Source organism: Cupriavidus sp. C3SS-1, from assembly GCF_057073755.1.
The window spans coordinates 1,907,686-1,927,762 of record NZ_CP172700.1; the positions used below are offsets into that span (position 1 = coordinate 1,907,686).

Sequence of the window (20,077 nt, forward strand, 5' to 3'; positions counted from 1 at the left end):
ACACGACAAGGGCTGATCTGATATCTTTACGCCTTTGCGAAGCGTCTCGTCGCAAGCCTGCGGCTTACCCGCCACGTAGTGCCTGCCTCTCCCGCGCTGTACCCCTCCGGCCACACCCTCCACGCGACCCGTGTTGTGCGCTTCGCATGAGATGCCATCCATGCGAGTCCATTCATGTCTACCACCAGCAGTACCGCCCCGATCGCAGGCACGCAGGCCCGGCCCGCGCGACGACTGACCGGGCAGGATTACAAAACCCTCTCCCTCGCCGCACTGGGCGGCGCCCTCGAGTTCTACGACTTCATCATCTTCGTGTTTTTCGCGACGGTGATCGGGCAGTTGTTCTTCCCGCCGTCGGTACCCGACTGGCTGCGGCAGTTGCAGACCTTCGGCATCTTCGCCGCGGGCTACCTGGCCCGTCCGCTGGGAGGCATCATCATGGCGCACTTCGGCGACCTGCTGGGCCGCAAGAAGATGTTCACGCTGTCGATCCTGCTGATGTCGGTGCCCACGCTGCTGATGGGCCTGATGCCGACCTACCACACCATCGGCCTGATGGCCCCGGTACTGCTGCTGGTGCTGCGCATCCTGCAGGGCGCCGCCGTGGGCGGGGAAGTGCCCGGCGCCTGGGTCTTTGTGTCGGAACACGTCCCCGCGCGCCACGTGGGCTATGCGTGCGGCACGCTCACGTGCGGGCTGACCGCCGGGATCCTGCTCGGCTCGCTGGTGGCCACCGGCATCAATTCGGTATTCACGCCGGCGGAGCTGGCTGACTGGGGCTGGCGCGTGCCGTTCCTGATCGGCGGCGTATTCGGCATCGCGTCGATGTACCTGCGCCGCTGGCTGCATGAAACGCCGGTCTTCGCCGAACTGCAGAAGCGCAAGGCGCTGGCGGCGGAAATGCCGCTGAAGTCGGTGGTGCGCGATCACCGCGGCGCCATCGCGGTGTCGATGCTGCTGACGTGGATGCTGTCCGCGGGCATCGTGGTCGTGATCCTGATGACCCCCACGTTCCTGCAGAAGCTTTATGGCTTCGACGCGCGCACGGCCCTGGTCGCCAACAGCGTGGCCACGCTGTGCCTGACGGTCGGCTGCGTGGTTTCGGGCGCGCTCGCCGACCGGTTCGGCGCACGCCGCACGTTGTTCTTCGGCGGCCTGCTGCTGGCCGCCAGCGCCTACGCGCTCTACACCACCGTCCATACCCGGCCCGACTTGCTGGTGCCGCTGTACGCGCTGGCGGGCTTCCTGGTCGGCACCATCGGCGCGGTGCCGTTCGTGCTGGTCAATGCCTTCCCGGCGCAGGTGCGCTTTTCGGGCCTGTCGTTCTCGTACAACCTGTCCTATGCGATCTTTGGCGGCCTGACGCCGATGGTCGTCACGCTGATGCTCAAGAACGATCCGCTCGCGCCCGCGCACTACGTGGTCGCGGTATGCGCCATCGGCATGGCAACGGCACTGTTCGTCAAGGATCCGGCGCGCAGCTGATACCGGCCCGTGCCTGGATGAGAGGAAGGAGGGCCTTGCGCCCTCCTTTTTTCATGGGTGTACGCGCGCTAGCGCCGGTGTCCGCGGAAGAAGTCCCACATCATCGCGCTGGCATCGGGGCCAACGGCGCTGTGATAGCTGTAGTCGCCGTCTCCGCCGCTCCACGCGTGGCCCAGCCCCTCCACTTCCACCAGCGTGACCAGATCGCGGCTCCAGCGCCCGAAGCGCGCCTCATGGAAATGTCCGGCCGGCAGGCGCGCCTGCGCCTCGGAAATGCCGCCCGGACGGTCTTCCAGGCCGTTGTAGGCCAGGAACTGCCGCGCCAGCAGGCGGCCATTGACCGGATGGACCGCATCGTCGTCGAGGCCGTGCACCACGATCGCCGGCAGTTCGGGGCCGCCCGCCGTGGCCCCCGCGGCGTCGAGCAGCCATGCCGGGTCGGCGGTCGACCCGTGGCGCATGGCCCTCAGACCGGCGTGCGGGTTGTCCGCTTCACCGACCACGACCCCGGAGTGCAGGCCTACCGCCGCGACCAGTTGCGGGTAGCGCAAGGCCACCACTGCGGCCATGGCGGCGCCGGCCGACATCCCGGCGACGAAGATCTGGTCCTCGCGCACATCGAGGCGCCGCGAGAGCGTCTCGATCAGCGCCGCGACGGCCTGCGCTTCACGACCTCCCTCGCCGTCGGCCAGGTCAAACCATTGCCAGCAGCGCTGCAGCTGGCGCCGCAGCGGCTGCTGGGGATACGCCACGATGAAGCCCTCACGCTCGGCCAGCGCGTTCATGCGCGTGCCGGCGGCGAGTTCGTCGGGAGTCTGGCGGCAGCCGTGCAGCATGACCACCAGGGGCAAGGGGCCGCGGAAGCGGTGCCTGGCGCTGGCCGGCACATACAGGTGATAGGACAACCGCGGCACCAGCTCGCCGGCCAGTGGTGCCAGGCTCAGGCGGTGGGATTCCCAGCTGCCCGGCAACTGCGGCGCCGGATGCCGTGGCGAAAGTGGAGCGCCATGCGGTGTCCGGATACGGCGCCGCGGCGCCAGATGGCTCAACGATTCAACGCGTTCCAGCCACGCTTTGACTTGTGCTTCGGTCTGGGCCTGCGCCCGGCTGAATCGCCGGAATTGCGCCTGCCAGTCCATGGCAAGGCTCTTGGCCATGAGAACTCCTGGTTGCGTGCAATGCATCTCCCCCGGACGTTCTGCGTATTGTTGCGATGCAGCATAGCACATGGGGCCAGCCAAGACCGCACGCAGCGTGGCTTTTCCGCATCGTCAGACGGCGCCCACTTGACGTGCGGCCGCGGCTCCCCACCAATCGAAAAGTTTCAAGCAGAACCACGAAAGAATACAGATCGCGGGGAGATAGCAGGCGTTGCCGCGCATTTATACTAGGCCGTCGCCTCAGGCATCCATGCCCATGCCCGACTCGCCCTCATGCTCGCTCTGCCTCTTTCGCCATGTCTGCCGTGATGCCTCGACGGCCGATCGGTCGCCGGGTGCGCAGAAGCCCTTGCAGCCCGCTCACGTCACGGTAGCCGCCGGCGATGCCTTCTATCGCCAGGGCCGCCCAGTGGCTGCATTGTTTCCGTTGCGGGAAGGCAGTGCCAAGCAGGTTTATGAATCGCCCCTGGGATGGCGGCAGGTCACGGGATTCTCAATGTCAGGCGATGTGCTGGGCCTGGAGCCGAACGAGGCGCCGGTCTACAGCGTCAGCGCCATCGCCTTGCAGGACACCCTGTGCTGTGTCGTGTCGATCGAGGCGCTGCGCACGCACATGGCCGACCCTGCCTTCCGGGATTCCGTGCTGGCCGTGATGCGTCGTCAGTCCGAACGCGAGCGCGTCCTGCTGGTCGCGGTCGGCTCGATGAAAGCTGCCCAGCGGCTCGCCATGCTGCTGCTCGACCTGGACACCGAGCACCGCCGCCGCGGCGGCGCCGACGGCCCGCTTACGCTGGCGATGTCGCGATCGGACATCGCCAGCCTGCTCGGGCTGACGCTGGAAACGGTGTCGCGCCTGTTGTCGCGTTTTGCGTCGGTGGGACTGATCTCGGTCCGGCAGCGGCGCTTGAAGCTGATCGACCGCGACGGCCTGGCCGCAGTCTATGCGGACCTGGAACCGATGCCGCGGCAGACTCGGGCCGCCATGGCACATGCCGCGGCCGGCGACGACCCGCACCCGTTCTGACTCAGTCCACGAGGCGGGTCATCGCGGTCTGTCAGCGATCCGCCACGCGCCTCCCCCCGTCCGGCGAGAAGCTTCGGCCAATCAGCATCAGCCCAAGACATCAGGCCAGGATATGACGTAAGCGGTGCTTGTTCGCTCTCCACAAAAAATGCAGTCGAACGACCGCGTCCCGCCATGGCCGCTATTGCGGCCTGGCGGTCCTGCCCTTTGTACCGGCTGGTGCAGCCCGCGCTGTCGTCACCGTTGCTGCTGCGCGCATTCCTGGCGGTATGCCTCTTCCAGACGCTTGCGGTCCGCCTGTCGCTCCAGCGTCGGATACGTGCGCCCGTCAGCCGTGGTGACCGACGAGTTGCCGGTCGACCACTGTGGCCCCGAGGGAAGCGCGTTGATCTGATCCAGCAGCGACTGGCAGCGCTGGCGCTGCGATACCGACAAGGTGCCGTCGGTGGCGTCCACGGTTGCCGTGGCGGGATCCAGCATGCGGGGCGGAGGCGGCGCGACCATCGGCGCCGGGAGCGACGCATCCGACGCCGCCCAGGCCTGTACGGCAAGCAGCCCTGCACAGGCCACCATCGATACCTTGCAACCAATCAACTTCTTCAAACTGTGACTCCGGGACAGCGCCCTGCCCGAATGGGATGAGGCAACACGCCTGCTCGATCCGCATGGGATCAGCGCTGGGTTAGCGGGGTAGCGGGGCTGCGGTCAACGTTCCTTCCCGCTACCGCTGCGGCCCGCCCGGTTGCGCAGGAGCTCGAGCTTGAGCAGCGCATCCGCCAGCATGCTCTTGAGCCGGGTGTTCTCCTCCTGCAACTCGCGCAGTTTACGCCCTTCGCGTGCATCGCCCTGTCCGGGCTGCCCATAGCGGGCGCGCCAGCCATAAAAGGACGCATCGCTGAAGCCGTACCGCGCGCACAACTCGCGCACCGGCACGCCGCTGGCGGCCTCGGCCAGATAGCTGCGGATCTGCTCTTCCGAATACCGTCTGTTCACCGATTCTCTCCCGCTACGCAACAGTCTTATGCGTGCCGGTAACCGAGCCCGACCCTGCCCCGTACGTTAGCCCACTGCCGAGCCAAAAGGCAATTCAACGTCTTTGCTGGGCGAGTTAAGAAAATTGTGCTGGCCGGCTTTCGTGCGAGGGCAGTATCTGCAAACGTCGCCTGCACTGACGCGTCACAGGATGCACGGATGATTGTCGTCAGCGGAATGCGCCTGCCTTGGCCGCCTGCTTTGGTTTTTCCAATTTGGAATCCAGCATGGCCGTATGTCGCGATCGCCGAATTTTCGCCCGAATCCGGCACGGTCGTTGCGCTGACCATCGGCCGATGGAGCGAGCCCAATCAAAGCGCTGTCCCCTTATGCGTGGCGGTTTTCGGCCGCTTTGCGCCTTGTTCTTATGTCCGGACAAGCGCTCCTGAAATGTGAGCGTTGCATATCGGAATGTCAGTTACTTCCTAGGAACTTTCCAGTTGTTGTATTAAGATTCCTCGGCATCAACTAAATTTCGTACGCCCGCAGACAGCGCTCCACGGAACGCGGACAGACGGGCGGCGCGCCAGTTCTACACCGGCACTCACACGCCCGGTGACGCATCCAGAACTGTCGGCAAGCAAGGGCCTGAAGGATTGAGGAGTCACTGCGCCATTTGTCGACGCGAGTCGCACATTTAGGAGTTGTGTCATGCTTCTTGGTAGCCTGATCCGCCACAACCAGCGCTTGCCGGTTCCTGTTCCCACAGCCACGGAAATCCCTTTTTCCGCTCGCGAACCCGTTCGCTAGGTTCGCGGCGCGACAGGCTATGGCCGCGCCATGCTGTCACATTGTCGTGCCAGAAAATAAAAGAAAAACGAAAACAGAATCCATGGATCGGGAGAAGTCAGAATGCGCCATGTCAGCACGAAGTTGTTGCACGTCTTTGTTTTGGTGATGGAGTACCGTGACCTCAGCGCGGTAGCTGCCTGCACGCAAGGCCGCGTTCCGACGGTCGCCTACAGCCTTGCACGGTTGCGCGAGATCACAGGCGACCCGCTCTTCGTCAAGCGCAACGGCACGCTGGAGCCAACGCCCCACGCGCTGCGCCTGGAACAGACCGCCAGGCAGATCCTGGCCAAATGGAGTGTGCTGGTACGGCCGAACGAACTGGCCCCGGCAAAAAGCCGCCACGGCCGGCGCCTGTCGATCGGGTTTTCCTCGTCCATTGGCGACCCCGTGATCACCGAGATCCTGACCACGCTGTGCGAGCAGTTTCCGCATGACAGCTTCGTGACCAGGCCCGTGATCGCCGACGCCACGCTGTCCGAGAGCCTGGACAACGGCGAGCTCGACTGCGCCTTCGTAGTCGACGGCGGGCATAACCCGGAAAAGGTCCTGCCGCATAACATCCTGGCCACGCCGCGCCGGCTGGTCAGTGCGATGCGCGCCGGCAGCGCGGACGATACGGAAAGCGACTGGATCCTGCTGCAGGAAGACTGCGAAGCCGGCAGTCCGTTGCGCAGCTTCCTCGCACGCCAGGCCAGCACTCCGGGACATCGTGAAACCGTCGTGCCGTCCTGGCATACGCAGATCACGCTGCTGCATTCGGCCGGCGGTATCTGCCCCGTGCTCGATTTCAACGTGCCGCTGGTCACGCGTGATCGCAAGACGCGCCTGCTGGCCCCGCCGAGCAGCTTCCCGGAATGGGCCGCGCTGCATTTCTGGGCCCCTGAACGCGCCCACGACAAGAGCGCGCTGCGCGACATCATGGACGTGGGCAATGCCGTGCTGCGCGATCCGCTCAAGGCCATCGACGGCCGGCGCAAGAGCCGGCAGGAGTCGCCACGGCACGCCGCGGCGGCCTGAGCGGCGACCGGGCAGGACAGCCGGCGGCGTCCGGCACGCATCCGTTTGCGGTAGCGCAAACACCGTTCGCGTGCGAGCCGTTTCGCGCGCACCGCTGCTATCCGCCCGTACCCGGCCACACGCGCATCGCGGTGCCATCCCGCCGACGGCATCGCAACGTTTGTCTGCAAAATTTTGCGAACTTTCTCAGTCCGCCGCGGCTGCCGGGCCAGTATTCTGGCCTCGCACTAGCCGTGTCGCGGCCGCCTCCCGTTTGGCTCGAGACCTGGCACGTGCGCAGATGTTGATGCGTCCTTCGCGCCGCGCGCCGCCATGGCGTGCGGCGATTTTTTGGGGCGCAGCACAGCTGCCATCTCCACGACAAGGACCGCGCCATGACACTGAGAATCCTGCTGGCCGACGACCACCCGGTCGTCTGCGCTGCCGTCCGCGACCAATTGCAGACGCAGCCGGGCTGGGTGATCTGCGGCATGGTCAACAGCGCCACAGAACTACTGACCAGCGTCGAGACCCTGCGCCCGGACATCGTGATCACCGACTATCACATGCCGGGCCACAAGGACTCGGATGGCATCCGGCTGATCTCCACGCTGCGGCGGCACTACCCCTCGGTCAGCGTGATTGTGCTCACCATGATCACCAACCCTTTGATCCTGCGTTCGATTCTCAATGCACGCGTGCAGGGGCTCATGCTGAAGGACGCACCGCTTTCCGAACTGATCACCGTCGTCGCCCGCATCCAGCGAGGCTTTCACTACACTGGCAAGTCGGCGCTCGATATCCTGTCGCAGACCAGCCTGGACAGTCCTCACGAACCCGGCCAGCAGGTTGCGCAACGCCTGTCGGTGCGCGAGACCGAAGTCATCCGGCTCTATCTGAGCGGGCGCTCGGTCAGCGAGATCGCTATCATCCTGTGCCGCAGCGTCAAGACCATCAGCCGCCAGAAGAATTGCGCGATGCAAAAGCTCGGGGCCAGCAATGATCGCGAGCTATTCGAGTGCGCGGCGCGCCAGGGCATCTTGCTGCCGACTTAGCAAGATCCGTCGCGCGATGCCTTCAGTCTGCGTCCGCCAGTTCCGTCGCGCGGGCGACTGCACCGGCGATGCCGGCCTCCAGCTGGGCCAGGCCTCTCGACAGTTCGAGCATGGTCGACTCGGGGACGTTCTCGAGCACGTCCTGTAGAAAGGCCGATCGGCGGGGCATCTTGTCTTCCACCATGGCCCTGCCCGCCACGGACAACGTGACATGCGTGACGCGGTTGTCGCGCTCGGAAGTATTGCGCAGCACCCAGCCCAGCTCCTCCATCGCCTTGAGCTGCCGGGTCAGTGCGCCCGGGTCCATGCCTACGCGCTCGGCCAATGCTTTCTGCGCGATCGCATCCTCCTGCGTCTGCAGCGCAAACAGGATGCGCCAGCGCGGCAACGGCAGCCCGATACGCTGCTCGAACGCCGACGCATAGGCGCGGTAGGTCCGCCCGAATTGCTGTAGCACCGCAAGACTTTGTCGCTCAAGTTCCATCCATTCTCCCGTTTCCTAGGCTGCGGCGTGCTGCTTGCCGTCCGGCGGCCGTTTCAGTCGGCCGCCATGGCCGGTTGCTGGCCGGCGCGCACCAGCCTGACCGGCGGCACGCGCCGTGCGCGCCACAGGCCAACCAGCGCGGCGACTGCGGCAATGACAAGCCCCAGGTGGATTGCCGTTACAAGCGAAACACGCGCCTGCTCCAGCAGCAAGGCGCCATTGTGCCCCGCCTGCTGCAGTTCGGTCAGCAACCCGGCCTGCGCGGCCTTGTCGATCAGTACCTGCGGATCCGACATGCGGCTGAGCCAGTCCAGTGCATTACCGGTCGCCAGCGAATGTTCCACGCCAGCGGTATAGGAACGCGTCACCATCGTGCCAACCATCGCGGTACCGACCATGCCGCCGACCATCCGCAGCGACTGCAGCATCGCCGTGGCAATGCCCAGGTGTTCCCGGCCCACCGTCTGCTGAGCGAATACCGTCAGGTTCGGCATGATGAAGCCGAGTCCGAACCCCGCCAGCAACATGATCGTCAGCAGCAACGGATGTGACATGCTGCGCGTGGCCAGTGACAGCGCCAGGCATGCGGCGGCCAGCATGCCGAAGCCGGCAAACAGCATGGCATTCGGATGGCGAATGCGCGTGATGATGCGCCCGTTCACGATGCTGCCGACCGTGATGCAAACCACCAGCGGCGTCACCAGCAACCCCGCTTCGCGCGGCGAGTATCCGAACCCGCCCTGGAGCAGCAGTGGCGCGTAGATCAGCAGCGCGAACATGGCGAAGCCGACCAGCACCGCAAGTTGAAACAGCGGTGCTACGCCCGGGTGCCGGAACATGTCCAGCGGCAGGATCGGATTGGCGCAGCGGCGCTCCCATTGCCACAGCCCGATCAGCGCCGCCACCGCCACGACCAGCAGCCCGGCGGTCAGCCAGTCGACGCCGCGCTGCGGCAGCAGTTCGACACTCATCTGCATGCCGCCCAGCCCCACGCCGATCAGCAAGGCGCCGAGCCAGTCGACCCGGATCGGCCCATTGTGCGATTGCTGGCGCAGATGCGGCAGGTAGCGCCATACGAACCACAGGCTCAGCGCCCCCACCGGCAGATTCACATAGAAGACGGCGCGCCAGCCATACAACTCGGTCAGGATGCCGCCCAGCGAAGGTCCGACGGCATTGGCCACGCCGAACGCCGCGCTCATCAGCACCTGCCAGCGCAGCCGGACGTGCGAATCCGGAAACAGATCCGGAATGCACGCGAAGGCGGTACCCACCAGCATGCCTCCCCCGATCCCCTGCAACCCGCGCGCCGCCACCAGGAACGGCATGCTCGTCGCCATGCCGCACAGGGCGGAGGCCACCGAGAACACCACGATGGATGCCAGCACGAAAGGCTTGCGGCCGTAGTAGTCACCCAGCCGGCCGAAAATCGGCACGGTGATGACGGAAAACAGCAGGTATGACGTCGCCACCCAGGCGTAATACTCGAAGCCCTGCAACTCGGCAACGACCGTTGGCAGCGCGGTGCCAACCACGGTCTGGTCCAGCGCCACCAGCATCGACACGAAGGCTACCCCCAGCATGGCGAGCAGCGACTCGCGAAACGGGAGGACCTGGCCGCTGCCATGCCGTGGCTGTGCCTTTGGCGTCATGTTGTTGCTCGATCAATCGTTGTAATATCAATCATTATAGGGCGGGTTCGGAAAGTTTTCCGGAGACTGATTACGCCCGGTCGGGCCGGTTACCCGTGAAGCCGGTCGCGGCTGGCTCTTTTTCCACTCCGGTGCTGGGGTAGCGTTTCGGTAAGTTGCAGCGCATCGCGCATTGCATGTGCTCGGGAACAACTGAGGAGGAACCGCTCGGTCGCAACAGTGGAATGAACTTTAGAACGGGCTGGCGAAAATGCAGCCTGTCTTCGCGGAGGCTTCACGAACGCGAAACCCAAAGCAAAAACCCCTCGCAGCACATGCTGTCGAGGGGTTTTGCATTGTAAGAGCCTGGCGATGACCTACTTTCACACGGGTAATCCGCACTATCATCGGCGCGGAGTCGTTTCACGGACCTGTTCGGGATGGGAAGGGGTGGTTCCAACTCGCTATGGTCACCAGGCATAAGGGGTTGTGAGGCTGACGCGGTCAACCTCACCAATTCGGGATGTAGTTCTGTAGTCTTGGGTTGTGCTTGTCAACGCACGGCACAGGCGATTCTCTCACCAGGCTAAAACACACTGGTTATAGGATCAAGCCTTACGGGCAATTAGTACTGGTTAGCTTAACGCATTACTGCGCTTCCACACCCAGCCTATCAACGTCCTGGTCTCGAACGACCCTTCAAGGCGGTCAAGCCGCCAGGGAATCCTCATCTTCAGGCGAGTTTCCCGCTTAGATGCTTTCAGCGGTTATCTCTTCCGTACATAGCTACCCTGCGATGCCTCTGGCGAGACAACAGGTACACCAGCGGTACGTCCACTCCGGTCCTCTCGTACTAGGAGCAGCCCCCGTCAAGATTCCAACGCCCACGGCAGATAGGGACCAAACTGTCTCACGACGTTTTAAACCCAGCTCACGTACCTCTTTAAATGGCGAACAGCCATACCCTTGGGACCGGCTACAGCCCCAGGATGAGATGAGCCGACATCGAGGTGCCAAACACCGCCGTCGATATGAACTCTTGGGCGGTATCAGCCTGTTATCCCCAGAGTACCTTTTATCCGTTGAGCGATGGCCCTTCCATTCAGAACCACCGGATCACTATGTCCTGCTTTCGCACCTGCTCGACTTGTCGGTCTCGCAGTTAAGCACGCTTTTGCCATTGCACTTTAGGTACGATGTCCGACCGTACCAAGCGTACCTTCGAACTCCTCCGTTACACTTTGGGAGGAGACCGCCCCAGTCAAACTGCCTACCATGCACTGTCCCCGACCCGGATTCACGGGCCAAGGTTAGAACCTCAAACAAACCAGGGTGGTATTTCAAGGACGGCTCCACGTAGACTAGCGTCCACGCTTCAAAGCCTCCCACCTATCCTACACAGATCGGTTCAAAGTCCAATGCAAAGCTACAGTAAAGGTTCATGGGGTCTTTCCGTCTAGCCGCGGGGAGATTGCATCATCACAAACACTTCAACTTCGCTGAGTCTCGGGAGGAGACAGTGTGGCCATCGTTACGCCATTCGTGCAGGTCGGAACTTACCCGACAAGGAATTTCGCTACCTTAGGACCGTTATAGTTACGGCCGCCGTTTACCGGGACTTCAATCAAGAGCTTGCACCCCATCATTTAATCTTCCGGCACCGGGCAGGCGTCACACCCTATACGTCCACTTTCGTGTTTGCAGAGTGCTGTGTTTTTATTAAACAGTCGCAGCCACCATTTTATTGCAACCCCTTCACCCTTCTGGCGCAGGCCAGTCAAGCTACCAGGGCGTACCTTATCCCGAAGTTACGGTACCAATTTGCCGAGTTCCTTCTCCCGAGTTCTCTCAAGCGCCTTAGAATACTCATCTCGCCCACCTGTGTCGGTTTGCGGTACGGTCTCGTATGACTGAAGCTTAGAGGCTTTTCTTGGAACCACTTCCAATTGCTTCGCAGCACTAGGCCGCTCGCCCCATAGCCTTGAATTACGCGCCCGGATTTGCCTAAGCGCCTTCTCCACTACAGGGACCGGGACTTCCAACACCCGGACAACCTTCCGCGATCCGTCCCCCCATCGCATCATACGACGGTGCAGGAATATTAACCTGCTTCCCATCAGCTACGCATCTCTGCCTCGCCTTAGGGGCCGACTCACCCTACGCCGATGAACGTTGCGTAGGAAACCTTGGGCTTACGGCGAGGGGGCCTTTCACCCCCTTTATCGCTACTCATGTCAGCATTCGCACTTCCGATACCTCCAGCATCCTTTACAAGACACCTTCACAGGCTTACGGAACGCTCTCCTACCACGCACATTGCTGTGCGTCCGCAGCTTCGGTATATAGCTTAGCCCCGTTACATCTTCCGCGCAGGACGACTCGATCAGTGAGCTATTACGCTTTCTTTAAAGGGTGGCTGCTTCTAAGCCAACCTCCTGACTGTTTTAGCCTTCCCACTTCGTTTCCCACTTAGCTATATTTGGGGACCTTAGCTGGCGGTCTGGGTTGTTTCCCTCTTGACACCGGACGTTAGCACCCGATGTCTGTCTCCCGTGATTGCACTCTTCGGTATTCGGAGTTTGCTATGGCGGGGTAATCAGCAATAGACCCCCCAACCATGACAGTGCTCTACCCCCGAAGGTGAGACACGAGGCACTACCTAAATAGTTTTCGGAGAGAACCAGCTATTTCCAGATTTGTTTAGCCTTTCACCCCTATCCACAGCTCATCCCCTAACTTTTCAACGTTAGTGGGTTCGGTCCTCCAGTACGTGTTACCGCACCTTCAACCTGGCCATGGATAGATCATCTGGTTTCGGGTCTACACCCAGCGACTGAACGCCCTGTTCGGACTCGCTTTCGCTACGCCTGCCCTAATCGGTTAAGCTTGCCACTGAATGTAAGTCGCTGACCCATTATACAAAAGGTACGCCGTCACCCGTTTCCAGGCTCCGACTGTTTGTATGCATGCGGTTTCAGGATCTATTTCACTCCCCTCCCGGGGTTCTTTTCGCCTTTCCCTCACGGTACTGGTTCACTATCGGTCGATCACGAGTATTTAGCCTTGGAGGATGGTCCCCCCATCTTCAGACAGGATTTCACGTGTCCCGCCCTACTTGTCGTACACCTAGTTCCACAACGCTGTTTTCGCATACAGGGCTATCACCTGCTATGGCCGGGCTTTCCATCCCGTTCTGCTAACAACACTGCTAAAGAGTACAAGGCTCTTCCCATTTCGTTCGCCACTACTCTGGGAATCTCGGTTGATTTCTGTTCCTGCAGCTACTTAGATGTTTCAGTTCGCCGCGTTCGCTTCCCTGGCCTATGTATTCAGCCAGGGATGACCCATGCGGGCCGGGTTTCCCCATTCGGACATCTCCGGATCAAAGCTTGTTTGCCAGCTCCCCGAAGCTTTTCGCAGGCTACCGCGTCCTTCATCGCCTGTGATCGCCAAGGCATCCACCACATGCACTTGTTCGCTTGACCCTATAACGAGTGTGTCTCAGTGAGACAGTCGCTACAGGTGAGTTCTCGCATTTGTGCCGTATTCCAAGTCATCTTTCGATCACTTAAATACATTTTGGTTGATACAATCACAACCCGGTATCGCGTTGGTTACTGCAGCGTCTCATCAACGCTCGCGCGACACCTTTACTACATCCCATATTGTTAAAGAACAGCCGATTCGCAGGGCAGACCCGCGATCGCTTGGCAATGCCAAAGGGAAGCACTCAATAAATGCTTTCCTTTGACAACCAATTCCAGGTTTTCCGCAACTCACTCGTCAGAGCGATGGTGGAGGATGACGGGATCGAACCGACGACCCCCTGCTTGCAAAGCAGGTGCTCTCCCAGCTGAGCTAATCCCCCCTCGGATAACTTGGTGGGTCTGGTAGGACTTGAACCTACGACCCCCGCCTTATCAAGACGGTGCTCTAACCACCTGAGCTACAGACCCTTGGCTGTAACAGCAAACAAACCGATAAGTGTGGACACTGAGCACGCAGAACGCGCGCCTCTGGAAAGGAGGTGATCCAGCCGCACCTTCCGATACGGCTACCTTGTTACGACTTCACCCCAGTCATGAACCCTGCCGTGGTAATCGCCCTCCTTGCGGTTAGGCTAACTACTTCTGGCAAAACCCACTCCCATGGTGTGACGGGCGGTGTGTACAAGACCCGGGAACGTATTCACCGCGGCATGCTGATCCGCGATTACTAGCGATTCCAGCTTCACGTAGTCGAGTTGCAGACTACGATCCGGACTACGATGCGTTTTCTGGGATTAGCTCCCCCTCGCGGGTTGGCAACCCTCTGTACGCACCATTGTATGACGTGTGAAGCCCTACCCATAAGGGCCATGAGGACTTGACGTCATCCCCACCTTCCTCCGGTTTGTCACCGGCAGTCTCTCTAGAGTGCCCTTTCGTAGCAACTAGAGACAAGGGTTGCGCTCGTTGCGGGACTTAACCCAACATCTCACGACACGAGCTGACGACAGCCATGCAGCACCTGTGTCCACTTTCCCTTTCGGGCACCTAATGCATCTCTGCTTCGTTAGTGGCATGTCAAGGGTAGGTAAGGTTTTTCGCGTTGCATCGAATTAATCCACATCATCCACCGCTTGTGCGGGTCCCCGTCAATTCCTTTGAGTTTTAATCTTGCGACCGTACTCCCCAGGCGGTCAACTTCACGCGTTAGCTACGTTACTGAAGAAATGAATCCCCAACAACTAGTTGACATCGTTTAGGGCGTGGACTACCAGGGTATCTAATCCTGTTTGCTCCCCACGCTTTCGTGCATGAGCGTCAGTGACGTCCCAGGGGGCTGCCTTCGCCATCGGTATTCCTCCACATCTCTACGCATTTCACTGCTACACGTGGAATTCTACCCCCCTCTGACATACTCTAGCCTGACAGTCACAAGCGCCATTCCCAAGTTAAGCTCGGGGATTTCACGCCTGTCTTATCAAACCGCCTGCGCACGCTTTACGCCCAGTAATTCCGATTAACGCTCGCACCCTACGTATTACCGCGGCTGCTGGCACGTAGTTAGCCGGTGCTTATTCTTCCGGTACCGTCATCCCCCCGCCGTATTAGGGCAGAGGTTTTCTTTCCGGACAAAAGTGCTTTACAACCCGAAGGCCTTCTTCACACACGCGGCATTGCTGGATCAGGGTTGCCCCCATTGTCCAAAATTCCCCACTGCTGCCTCCCGTAGGAGTCTGGGCCGTGTCTCAGTCCCAGTGTGGCTGATCGTCCTCTCAGACCAGCTACTGATCGTCGCCTTGGTAGGCCTTTACCCCACCAACTAGCTAATCAGACATCGGCCGCTCCTATCGCGCGAGGCCTTGCGGTCCCCCGCTTTCACCCTCAGGTCGTATGCGGTATTAGCTAATCTTTCGACTAGTTATCCCCCACGACAGGGCACGTTCCGATGTATTACTCACCCGTTCGCCACTCGCCACCAGGCCGAAGCCCGTGCTGCCGTTCGACTTGCATGTGTAAGGCATGCCGCCAGCGTTCAATCTGAGCCAGGATCAAACTCTTCAGTTCAATCTCTGTGTGGACCCGAAGGTCCTCGCTCTTTCGAGCGGTCGCTCACTCTCAGAAAACTGACTGACCAGATCCGAAAATCCAGTCACGTTTTGCTGTGCGAGCACTGTATAACTTGTGAAGCTCCGAAGTCCGAAGACTTCGTGCGTCCGCTACCCAGCGCCCACACTTATCGGTTGTTTGGTTGTTAAAGAACTTCGCTGCCGGCTTTGCCGTTCAGCGCGCTGCGTTGTCTGCAGCAGAGAAACAAGATTATGTAGCACTTTCTTCGTTTCGTCAACCAGGTCAGCAATCTTTTTTGCTCCGTTCGTCGCGCCAACTTCGCGCCACCGAACCACCCGATCAACCCCGCAACCCTTGCTGCGTCTGCTTTGCAGCGCCGCGTTGTGTTGCGAGGGGCCGAATAATACGGCAGCACTACGCGCTTGGCAAGCGTTTTTTGAGAACGCCCTGACGCCCGTCGCCGGGCCCCTTAGAATCCGTTCATGCAGGACATTTCTCCCCTTCTCACAGATACACCGGCGGCGGAAGCGACGTACGCCGATGCACAGTCTCTCGCGGCGGCACTGTCGCGACCGATCGTCTTCGTGGATCTGGAAACCACCGGCGCCGATGCCCAGCACGACCGGATCACAGAAATCGGCGTGGTCGAAGTCGGCCCGGACGGGATTCTGGAATGGGACACATTGCTGGACCCCGGCACCACCATTCCCCCATTCATCCAGCGCCTGACCGGCATCACGGACGAGATGGTCCGTGGCCAGCCCACTTTCGCTTCGATCGCCGAGACCCTAGCCGAGCGTCTGCAAGGCCGCCTTTTCGTCGCTCACAACGCGCGCTTCGACTACGGGTTCCTGAAGAATGAGTTCCGGCGCGCCGGACTGACGTTCCGTGCCGATGTCCTGTGCACGGTCAGGCTCTCGCGCTCTCTGTTCCCGTCGGCGGCCAAGCACGGGCTGGATGCGATCGTCGCCCGCTTCGGCCTGGAGCCCCGCGCACGCCATCGGGCGCTGGCCGATGCCGAACTGCTCTGGCAGTTCTGGCAGAAGATCCATACGCTCTATTCCGTCGAACTCGTCGCTGCCGCCACAAAAGCGCTGATCCGGCGCGCGAGCCTGCCCGCCGGCCTCGAAGAGACGGCGCTGGATGAGGTGCCCGATACCGCGGGTGTCTATCTGTTCTATGGCGACAACGATGCGCCGCTCTATATAGGCAAGAGCGTCCATCTGAGGCAACGCATCGGCGCGCATTTTTCGGGCGATTACCGCGTCGCCACCGACATGCGCCTGGCCCGGCTCGTCCGGCGCGTGGAATGGCGCGAGACCGGCGGAGAGATCGGCGCCCTGCTGCTCGAAGCGAGCCTCGTAAGGTCCATGCAGCCCGTCCACAACCAGTTGCTGCGCCGGAACACCCGGCTGTACACGTGGGAACTCCCCCCTGAATTGCCCGTGCCACGCCTGCGCTCGGATATCGATACGGATTTCAGTCGACGCGGCCACCTGTACGGCGCATTCCCCAGCCGTGGCGCAGCGCACGGCTGGCTGCGCCGGCTGGCAGACGAGCATCGCCTCTGCCAGGCAACGCTTTCGCTGGAGAAGACGACCCGCGCGGGCAGCCCCTGCTTCGCACGCCAGATTCGCCGATGTGAGGGCGCCTGCGTCGGCGCAGAAGACTACCGCCGTCACCGCGCGAGAATCGCCACGGCCCTGGCTGGATCGGAGCTCAAACCCTGGCCCTTCAGCGGCCCCGTTGCCTGGCCTGAAGTTTCGGGAGCGCAAACCTGGTGGCATGTCGTGGAGGACTGGTGCTACCTCGGCTCGGCGCGAAGCCGGGAAGACGCCGCGGCGCTGCTTGCCGCGCCAGCGCGTTTCGAACTCGATACCTACCAGATCCTGGCTTCGCGCCTGCAGCAGTGGGTGCCCAATGTCGTGCAACTAGTGTCTACACGCAGCTTCGAGTTGACCTTTTACGAGTCTCCCGCGCATGACGATCATGCCCGCCCGACAGCGTTGCGCCAGCTGGCATCCCGAAAGCCGTCGGCCAGGCACGCGCCCACGCCGGGCCTGTTCGACGACTGACGCGCCAAAGTTCCGGGCCTCCGTGCCCCAGCGCGCATAGCGCGCTTGCAACGGCCGAATCGGCTCCGCTAGCCTTTGCTGAGGGGCCTGGCGCCCTGATTGCAGCCGCGGAGTCGCCCATGCCGGCCTCAAGTTTCCTTCTTCTCGCCCAGCGCGCGTCCAGGGCCGCGATCCTTCGCACTGCACCCGCGGCCGCCGCCGCATTGGCCATGATCCTGGCTGGCGCTTGCGCCAGCATCGAAAGCGACACGATGCGCAACCTGCTCGATTCCTGGAAGGGCGTACCGATCGATGAGGCCAAGGCACAGTGGGGGCCGCCGCAGACCGTGCAGGCGGTGCCTGGCGGTACGGCTTACGTCTGGCAAGACATTGTGCAGCCGCCCGCCAAGCCACAGTCTACAGAGACTCGCGACGCTGGCGTGGATACCCCCCGGCCTGGCCGCTGTGAACGCTGGCTGGTGGCGGGGCCCGACGACGCCGTCATGTGGGGAGACTGGCGGGGCGACGCTTGCTGCGTCACCACGCTCGTCGGAAACTGCGCCGCGCTGAAGCACCGCACCCGCCAATAAGAACTGGCGCCCGTTCAGCTTTCTGCGACCGAGCGTCTCAGTCGATCCTCGCGCCCGACACCTTCACAGCCTGCCCCCAGCGCTTCTGTTCGGCCAAGATGGTGGCGGTGAACGCCTCCGGCGACTGCCAGGCGGGTTCGGCGCCCTGCAGCTCCAGCTTGGACTTGGTATCCGGGTCGGTCAGCACCGTGTGCAAAGCGTTCGACAGGCGTGCCACGATGTCCTTTGGCGTGCCCGCCGGCGCCAGCATGCCGTAGAAGCCGACCACCTCGAATCCCTTCAGGCCGCCCTCCTCCAGAGTCGGCACATCGGGCAACGCCGGCGAGCGCTGCTTCGACGTCACGCCCAGCGCGCGCACCTTGCCTGCCTTGATGTATTGCGTGAACAGCGGAATCGAATCGGCCATCATCTGCGCCTGGCCGCCCATCACGTCGGTCAATGCCGGCGCGCTGCCCTTATAAGGGATGTGCACGATGAACGTGCCAGAGGCCTGCTTGAACAACTCGGGCATCAGGTGGGAGATGCCGCCGTTGCCGCCCGACGCAAAATTCAGCTTGCCCGGGTTGGCCTTGGCATAGGCGATGAACTCCTTGAGGTTGCGGGCCGGCACGTTGTTGTTCACCACCATCACCAGCGGGATCAGCGCGGTACGCGCCACCGGCGCGAAATCCTTCGGCATGCCGTACGGCAGCTTCGGATACAGCGAATTGTTGATGGCCATCTGCCCGGTATTGGCCAGCAGCAGCGTGTAGCCGTCCGGGGCTGATTTGGCGACGTTGTCGGAGCCGATATTGCCCGCGGCGCCGGCCTTGTAGTCGAGCACGATCGACTGGCCAAGCAGCGGCTGCAGCTTCTCCGCCAGCAGGCGCGCGTGGGTATCGACCGGACCTCCCGGCGGGAACGCCACCACCAGCCGGATCGGCTTTTCGGGCCACGCCGCTTGCGCGGTCCCCGCGGCGATGGCAAGCGGTGCCACCGCCAAGGCCAGCAGCGCGCGCCGGAAGCGGTCCGGACGGGATTGCGGCTCGTTCTTCGACATCTTCATGTCTTGTTTCTCCTTGTATGAGCCATGGCGCGATCCCTTGCGGCAGCAGCCGCCACAGGCCATGGCCAGCCGCCATTGTGACGTTTTTATGACATTCATGTGGCCTTTCACAGGCATCCCCCGGACCCGGACCTTGCCGCCCGCCCATCATGATCCGAGGGCGGCCGCTTCCTTCCAGGTTCCGGTGTTTGCCAGCCAGGGCGAGTACTCACGAAGCTGCCAGCGCCATGGCAGCACATGCTCGCGAAGCACGACGGCGGCCACATGTAGTCGCACCAGCCGCTCCGCACCGGTAAGGCCCTGTAACTCAGCGCCATCCCAGATCACTTCGGCGTCGCCGCTGATATGCAGCAGGGTACCGTTGCCAAAGTCCGGCACGAGGATCCCGGCACGCGGATTGACCAGCACGTTGCCAATGGTATTGAAAAGGTTGTTGCCATTGAAATCGGGGAAGGTCAGCGTGCGCGCGTCGTCCACCCGAATAAACCCAGGCCTGCCGCCGCGGTGAGACGCATCGACGCCCTCGCCGTGGGCGGCCCCGTCACCCTCGCCTGGCTTCGCCTGATAGTGACTGGCAATGAACAGCGTATCCGCACGGCTCAACAGCGCAATCGACGCCGCGTCCAGTTCCCCGCCCTGCCACGCAACTGCCGGCGGCTCCGCATGCTGTGCGGGGCCGAGGTCGCGCAACTGGATATAGCGCGGGCAATTGCCAAAGCTCTGCTCGACGGCCACGGACAGGCCACGATCATCGCGCTCGACAATCGTGCCGTTCAGGCGATTGCGGCGCCGCGTCGGCAGCTCGATGCCGAGCAATCCGATGCTTTCCCCTTCCTCCAGCCGTTGCGCGAGGGGATCGCCGGCCATGGGCAAGGCATCGATGCGCAGATGGCCCGGATCCGGCGAATAGGCGAACCCAGGCTGCCCGATCAGCAGCGTCGCCCACGGCAGCCCACCGTCATCGATCGCGCCGGCAACCACGAAGGGCAGCTGGCTGAAGAACGTCCGGTGCTGTTCTGGCATCTCGGCACGGATCATGCGCCGCCCGGCAGAGGCCATCTGCTCGCGCACGCCTGTCCGCTCCTGGGCGGCAATCTCGCCGGCATGGAAAGGTGATTGGTCAGGGCGTAGGGACAGTTCCATGATGGACTCCTGGGTCGTCGAAGACTTTTCG

The 20,077-nt window shown here is 62.2% G+C and carries 14 protein-coding genes, 2 tRNA genes and 3 rRNA genes; 7 read left to right on the plus strand and 12 right to left on the minus strand.

Translation table 11 applies throughout. From position 1 onward, the window contains the following. Window positions 1-174 precede the first annotated feature (174 nt). Window positions 175-1,485: an MFS transporter gene (locus tag ACIGJC_RS24785; protein WP_483712042.1), complete on the plus strand. Its 1,311-nt coding sequence runs from the start codon at window positions 175-177 to the stop codon at window positions 1,483-1,485. 68 nt (window positions 1,486-1,553) lie between these two features. Here the strand turns inward: ACIGJC_RS24785 and ACIGJC_RS24790 are convergent, their stop codons facing one another. After that, the gene (locus ACIGJC_RS24790) at window positions 1,554-2,642 is read right to left on the minus strand and encodes an extracellular catalytic domain type 1 short-chain-length polyhydroxyalkanoate depolymerase (RefSeq protein WP_483712043.1); all 1,089 of its coding nucleotides are present in this window, start codon (window positions 2,640-2,642) and stop codon (window positions 1,554-1,556) included. Window positions 2,643-2,901: 259 nt separating this feature from the next. Here ACIGJC_RS24790 and ACIGJC_RS24795 point away from each other — a divergent pair, with 259 nt between their 5' ends. Further along, a complete protein-coding gene (locus ACIGJC_RS24795) occupies window positions 2,902-3,669 on the plus strand; it encodes a Crp/Fnr family transcriptional regulator (RefSeq protein ID WP_483712044.1) in 768 nt (255 codons plus the stop codon). Window positions 3,670-3,906: 237 nt separating this feature from the next. Here the strand turns inward: ACIGJC_RS24795 and ACIGJC_RS24800 are convergent, their stop codons facing one another. Together ACIGJC_RS24800 and ACIGJC_RS24805 are read right to left on the minus strand one after the other, a co-directional pair. Beyond that, window positions 3,907-4,242, minus strand: coding sequence for a hypothetical protein (locus ACIGJC_RS24800; RefSeq protein WP_483714385.1), 336 nt, complete (start codon window positions 4,240-4,242; stop codon window positions 3,907-3,909). Between the two features lie 132 nt (window positions 4,243-4,374). After that, a complete protein-coding gene (locus ACIGJC_RS24805; RefSeq protein ID WP_483712045.1) occupies window positions 4,375-4,662 on the minus strand; it encodes a transposase in 288 nt (95 codons plus the stop codon). Window positions 4,663-4,860: 198 nt separating this feature from the next. Between ACIGJC_RS24805 and ACIGJC_RS24810 the strand changes: the two genes are divergently transcribed. The 3 genes from ACIGJC_RS24810 to ACIGJC_RS24820 all read left to right on the plus strand — a co-directional run bounded on the left by ACIGJC_RS24810 (window position 4,861) and on the right by ACIGJC_RS24820 (window position 7,544). Continuing rightward, window positions 4,861-5,097 (plus strand): hypothetical protein, encoded by a 237-nt coding sequence (locus ACIGJC_RS24810; RefSeq protein ID WP_483712046.1) that lies wholly within the window; start codon window positions 4,861-4,863, stop codon window positions 5,095-5,097. Between the two features lie 456 nt (window positions 5,098-5,553). After that, a complete protein-coding gene (locus tag ACIGJC_RS24815; protein ID WP_483712047.1) occupies window positions 5,554-6,510 on the plus strand; it encodes a LysR substrate-binding domain-containing protein in 957 nt (318 codons plus the stop codon). A gap of 374 nt (window positions 6,511-6,884) precedes the next feature. Further along, a complete protein-coding gene (locus ACIGJC_RS24820) occupies window positions 6,885-7,544 on the plus strand; it encodes a response regulator (RefSeq protein ID WP_483712048.1) in 660 nt (219 codons plus the stop codon). Between the two features lie 22 nt (window positions 7,545-7,566). Here the strand turns inward: ACIGJC_RS24820 and ACIGJC_RS24825 are convergent, their stop codons facing one another. The 7 genes from ACIGJC_RS24825 to ACIGJC_RS24855 all read right to left on the minus strand — a co-directional run bounded on the left by ACIGJC_RS24825 (window position 7,567) and on the right by ACIGJC_RS24855 (window position 15,211). After that, window positions 7,567-8,028 carry a MarR family winged helix-turn-helix transcriptional regulator gene (locus ACIGJC_RS24825; RefSeq protein WP_483712049.1) on the minus strand — a complete coding sequence of 154 codons (462 nt, stop codon included), beginning with the start codon at window positions 8,026-8,028 and terminating at the stop codon, window positions 7,567-7,569. A gap of 53 nt (window positions 8,029-8,081) precedes the next feature. Next, entirely contained in the window at window positions 8,082-9,680 is a 1,599-nt protein-coding gene (locus ACIGJC_RS24830; RefSeq protein ID WP_483712050.1) for an MFS transporter, read from the minus strand. A gap of 343 nt (window positions 9,681-10,023) precedes the next feature. Beyond that, window positions 10,024-10,137 (minus strand): 5S ribosomal RNA (rrf, locus tag ACIGJC_RS24835). Window positions 10,138-10,263: 126 nt separating this feature from the next. Further along, a 23S ribosomal RNA gene (locus ACIGJC_RS24840) occupies window positions 10,264-13,144 on the minus strand. Between the two features lie 307 nt (window positions 13,145-13,451). Next, window positions 13,452-13,527: transfer RNA gene (locus ACIGJC_RS24845), tRNA-Ala, on the minus strand. An 11-nt stretch (window positions 13,528-13,538) separates the two neighbouring features. Next, a tRNA-Ile gene (locus ACIGJC_RS24850) sits at window positions 13,539-13,615 on the minus strand. 64 nt (window positions 13,616-13,679) lie between these two features. Further along, a 16S ribosomal RNA gene (locus ACIGJC_RS24855) occupies window positions 13,680-15,211 on the minus strand. Together the 16S, 23S and 5S rRNA genes with 2 tRNA genes alongside form the textbook arrangement of a ribosomal RNA operon. A 485-nt stretch (window positions 15,212-15,696) precedes the next feature. On the opposite strand from ACIGJC_RS24855, the gene ACIGJC_RS24860 reads away from it, so the two are divergent. Next, window positions 15,697-17,289 (plus strand): exonuclease domain-containing protein, encoded by a 1,593-nt coding sequence (locus ACIGJC_RS24860; RefSeq protein ID WP_483712051.1) that lies wholly within the window; start codon window positions 15,697-15,699, stop codon window positions 17,287-17,289. 119 nt (window positions 17,290-17,408) lie between these two features. After that, on the plus strand, window positions 17,409-17,858 hold the full coding sequence (locus tag ACIGJC_RS24865) for a hypothetical protein (RefSeq protein ID WP_483712052.1): 450 nt from the start codon (window positions 17,409-17,411) through the stop codon (window positions 17,856-17,858). A gap of 37 nt (window positions 17,859-17,895) precedes the next feature. Here the strand turns inward: ACIGJC_RS24865 and ACIGJC_RS24870 are convergent, their stop codons facing one another. Both ACIGJC_RS24870 and ACIGJC_RS24875 read right to left on the minus strand, forming a co-directional pair. After that, window positions 17,896-18,903: a Bug family tripartite tricarboxylate transporter substrate binding protein gene (locus tag ACIGJC_RS24870; protein WP_483712053.1), complete on the minus strand. Its 1,008-nt coding sequence runs from the start codon at window positions 18,901-18,903 to the stop codon at window positions 17,896-17,898. 147 nt (window positions 18,904-19,050) lie between these two features. Continuing rightward, window positions 19,051-20,046 (minus strand): flavin-nucleotide-binding protein, encoded by a 996-nt coding sequence (locus ACIGJC_RS24875; RefSeq protein WP_483712054.1) that lies wholly within the window; start codon window positions 20,044-20,046, stop codon window positions 19,051-19,053. Between the last annotated feature and the right edge of the window lie 31 nt (window positions 20,047-20,077).

Bases quoted from the DNA above. Each gene is read 5' to 3' on its own strand.
- ACIGJC_RS24785 (WP_483712042.1), top strand. From the start codon at position 175: ATGTCTACCACCAGCAGTACCGCCCCGATCGCAGGCACGCAGGCCCGG.
- ACIGJC_RS24790 (WP_483712043.1), bottom strand. From the start codon at position 2,642: ATGGCCAAGAGCCTTGCCATGGACTGGCAGGCGCAATTCCGGCGATTC.
- ACIGJC_RS24795 (WP_483712044.1), top strand. From the start codon at position 2,902: ATGCCCGACTCGCCCTCATGCTCGCTCTGCCTCTTTCGCCATGTCTGC.
- ACIGJC_RS24800 (WP_483714385.1), bottom strand. From the start codon at position 4,242: ATGGTGGCCTGTGCAGGGCTGCTTGCCGTACAGGCCTGGGCGGCGTCG.
- ACIGJC_RS24810 (WP_483712046.1), top strand. From the start codon at position 4,861: ATGATTGTCGTCAGCGGAATGCGCCTGCCTTGGCCGCCTGCTTTGGTT.
- ACIGJC_RS24815 (WP_483712047.1), top strand. From the start codon at position 5,554: ATGCGCCATGTCAGCACGAAGTTGTTGCACGTCTTTGTTTTGGTGATG.
- ACIGJC_RS24820 (WP_483712048.1), top strand. From the start codon at position 6,885: ATGACACTGAGAATCCTGCTGGCCGACGACCACCCGGTCGTCTGCGCT.
- ACIGJC_RS24825 (WP_483712049.1), bottom strand. From the start codon at position 8,028: ATGGAACTTGAGCGACAAAGTCTTGCGGTGCTACAGCAATTCGGGCGG.
- ACIGJC_RS24830 (WP_483712050.1), bottom strand. From the start codon at position 9,680: ATGACGCCAAAGGCACAGCCACGGCATGGCAGCGGCCAGGTCCTCCCG.
- ACIGJC_RS24860 (WP_483712051.1), top strand. From the start codon at position 15,697: ATGCAGGACATTTCTCCCCTTCTCACAGATACACCGGCGGCGGAAGCG.
- ACIGJC_RS24865 (WP_483712052.1), top strand. From the start codon at position 17,409: ATGCCGGCCTCAAGTTTCCTTCTTCTCGCCCAGCGCGCGTCCAGGGCC.
- ACIGJC_RS24870 (WP_483712053.1), bottom strand. From the start codon at position 18,903: ATGAAGATGTCGAAGAACGAGCCGCAATCCCGTCCGGACCGCTTCCGG.
- ACIGJC_RS24875 (WP_483712054.1), bottom strand. From the start codon at position 20,046: ATGGAACTGTCCCTACGCCCTGACCAATCACCTTTCCATGCCGGCGAG.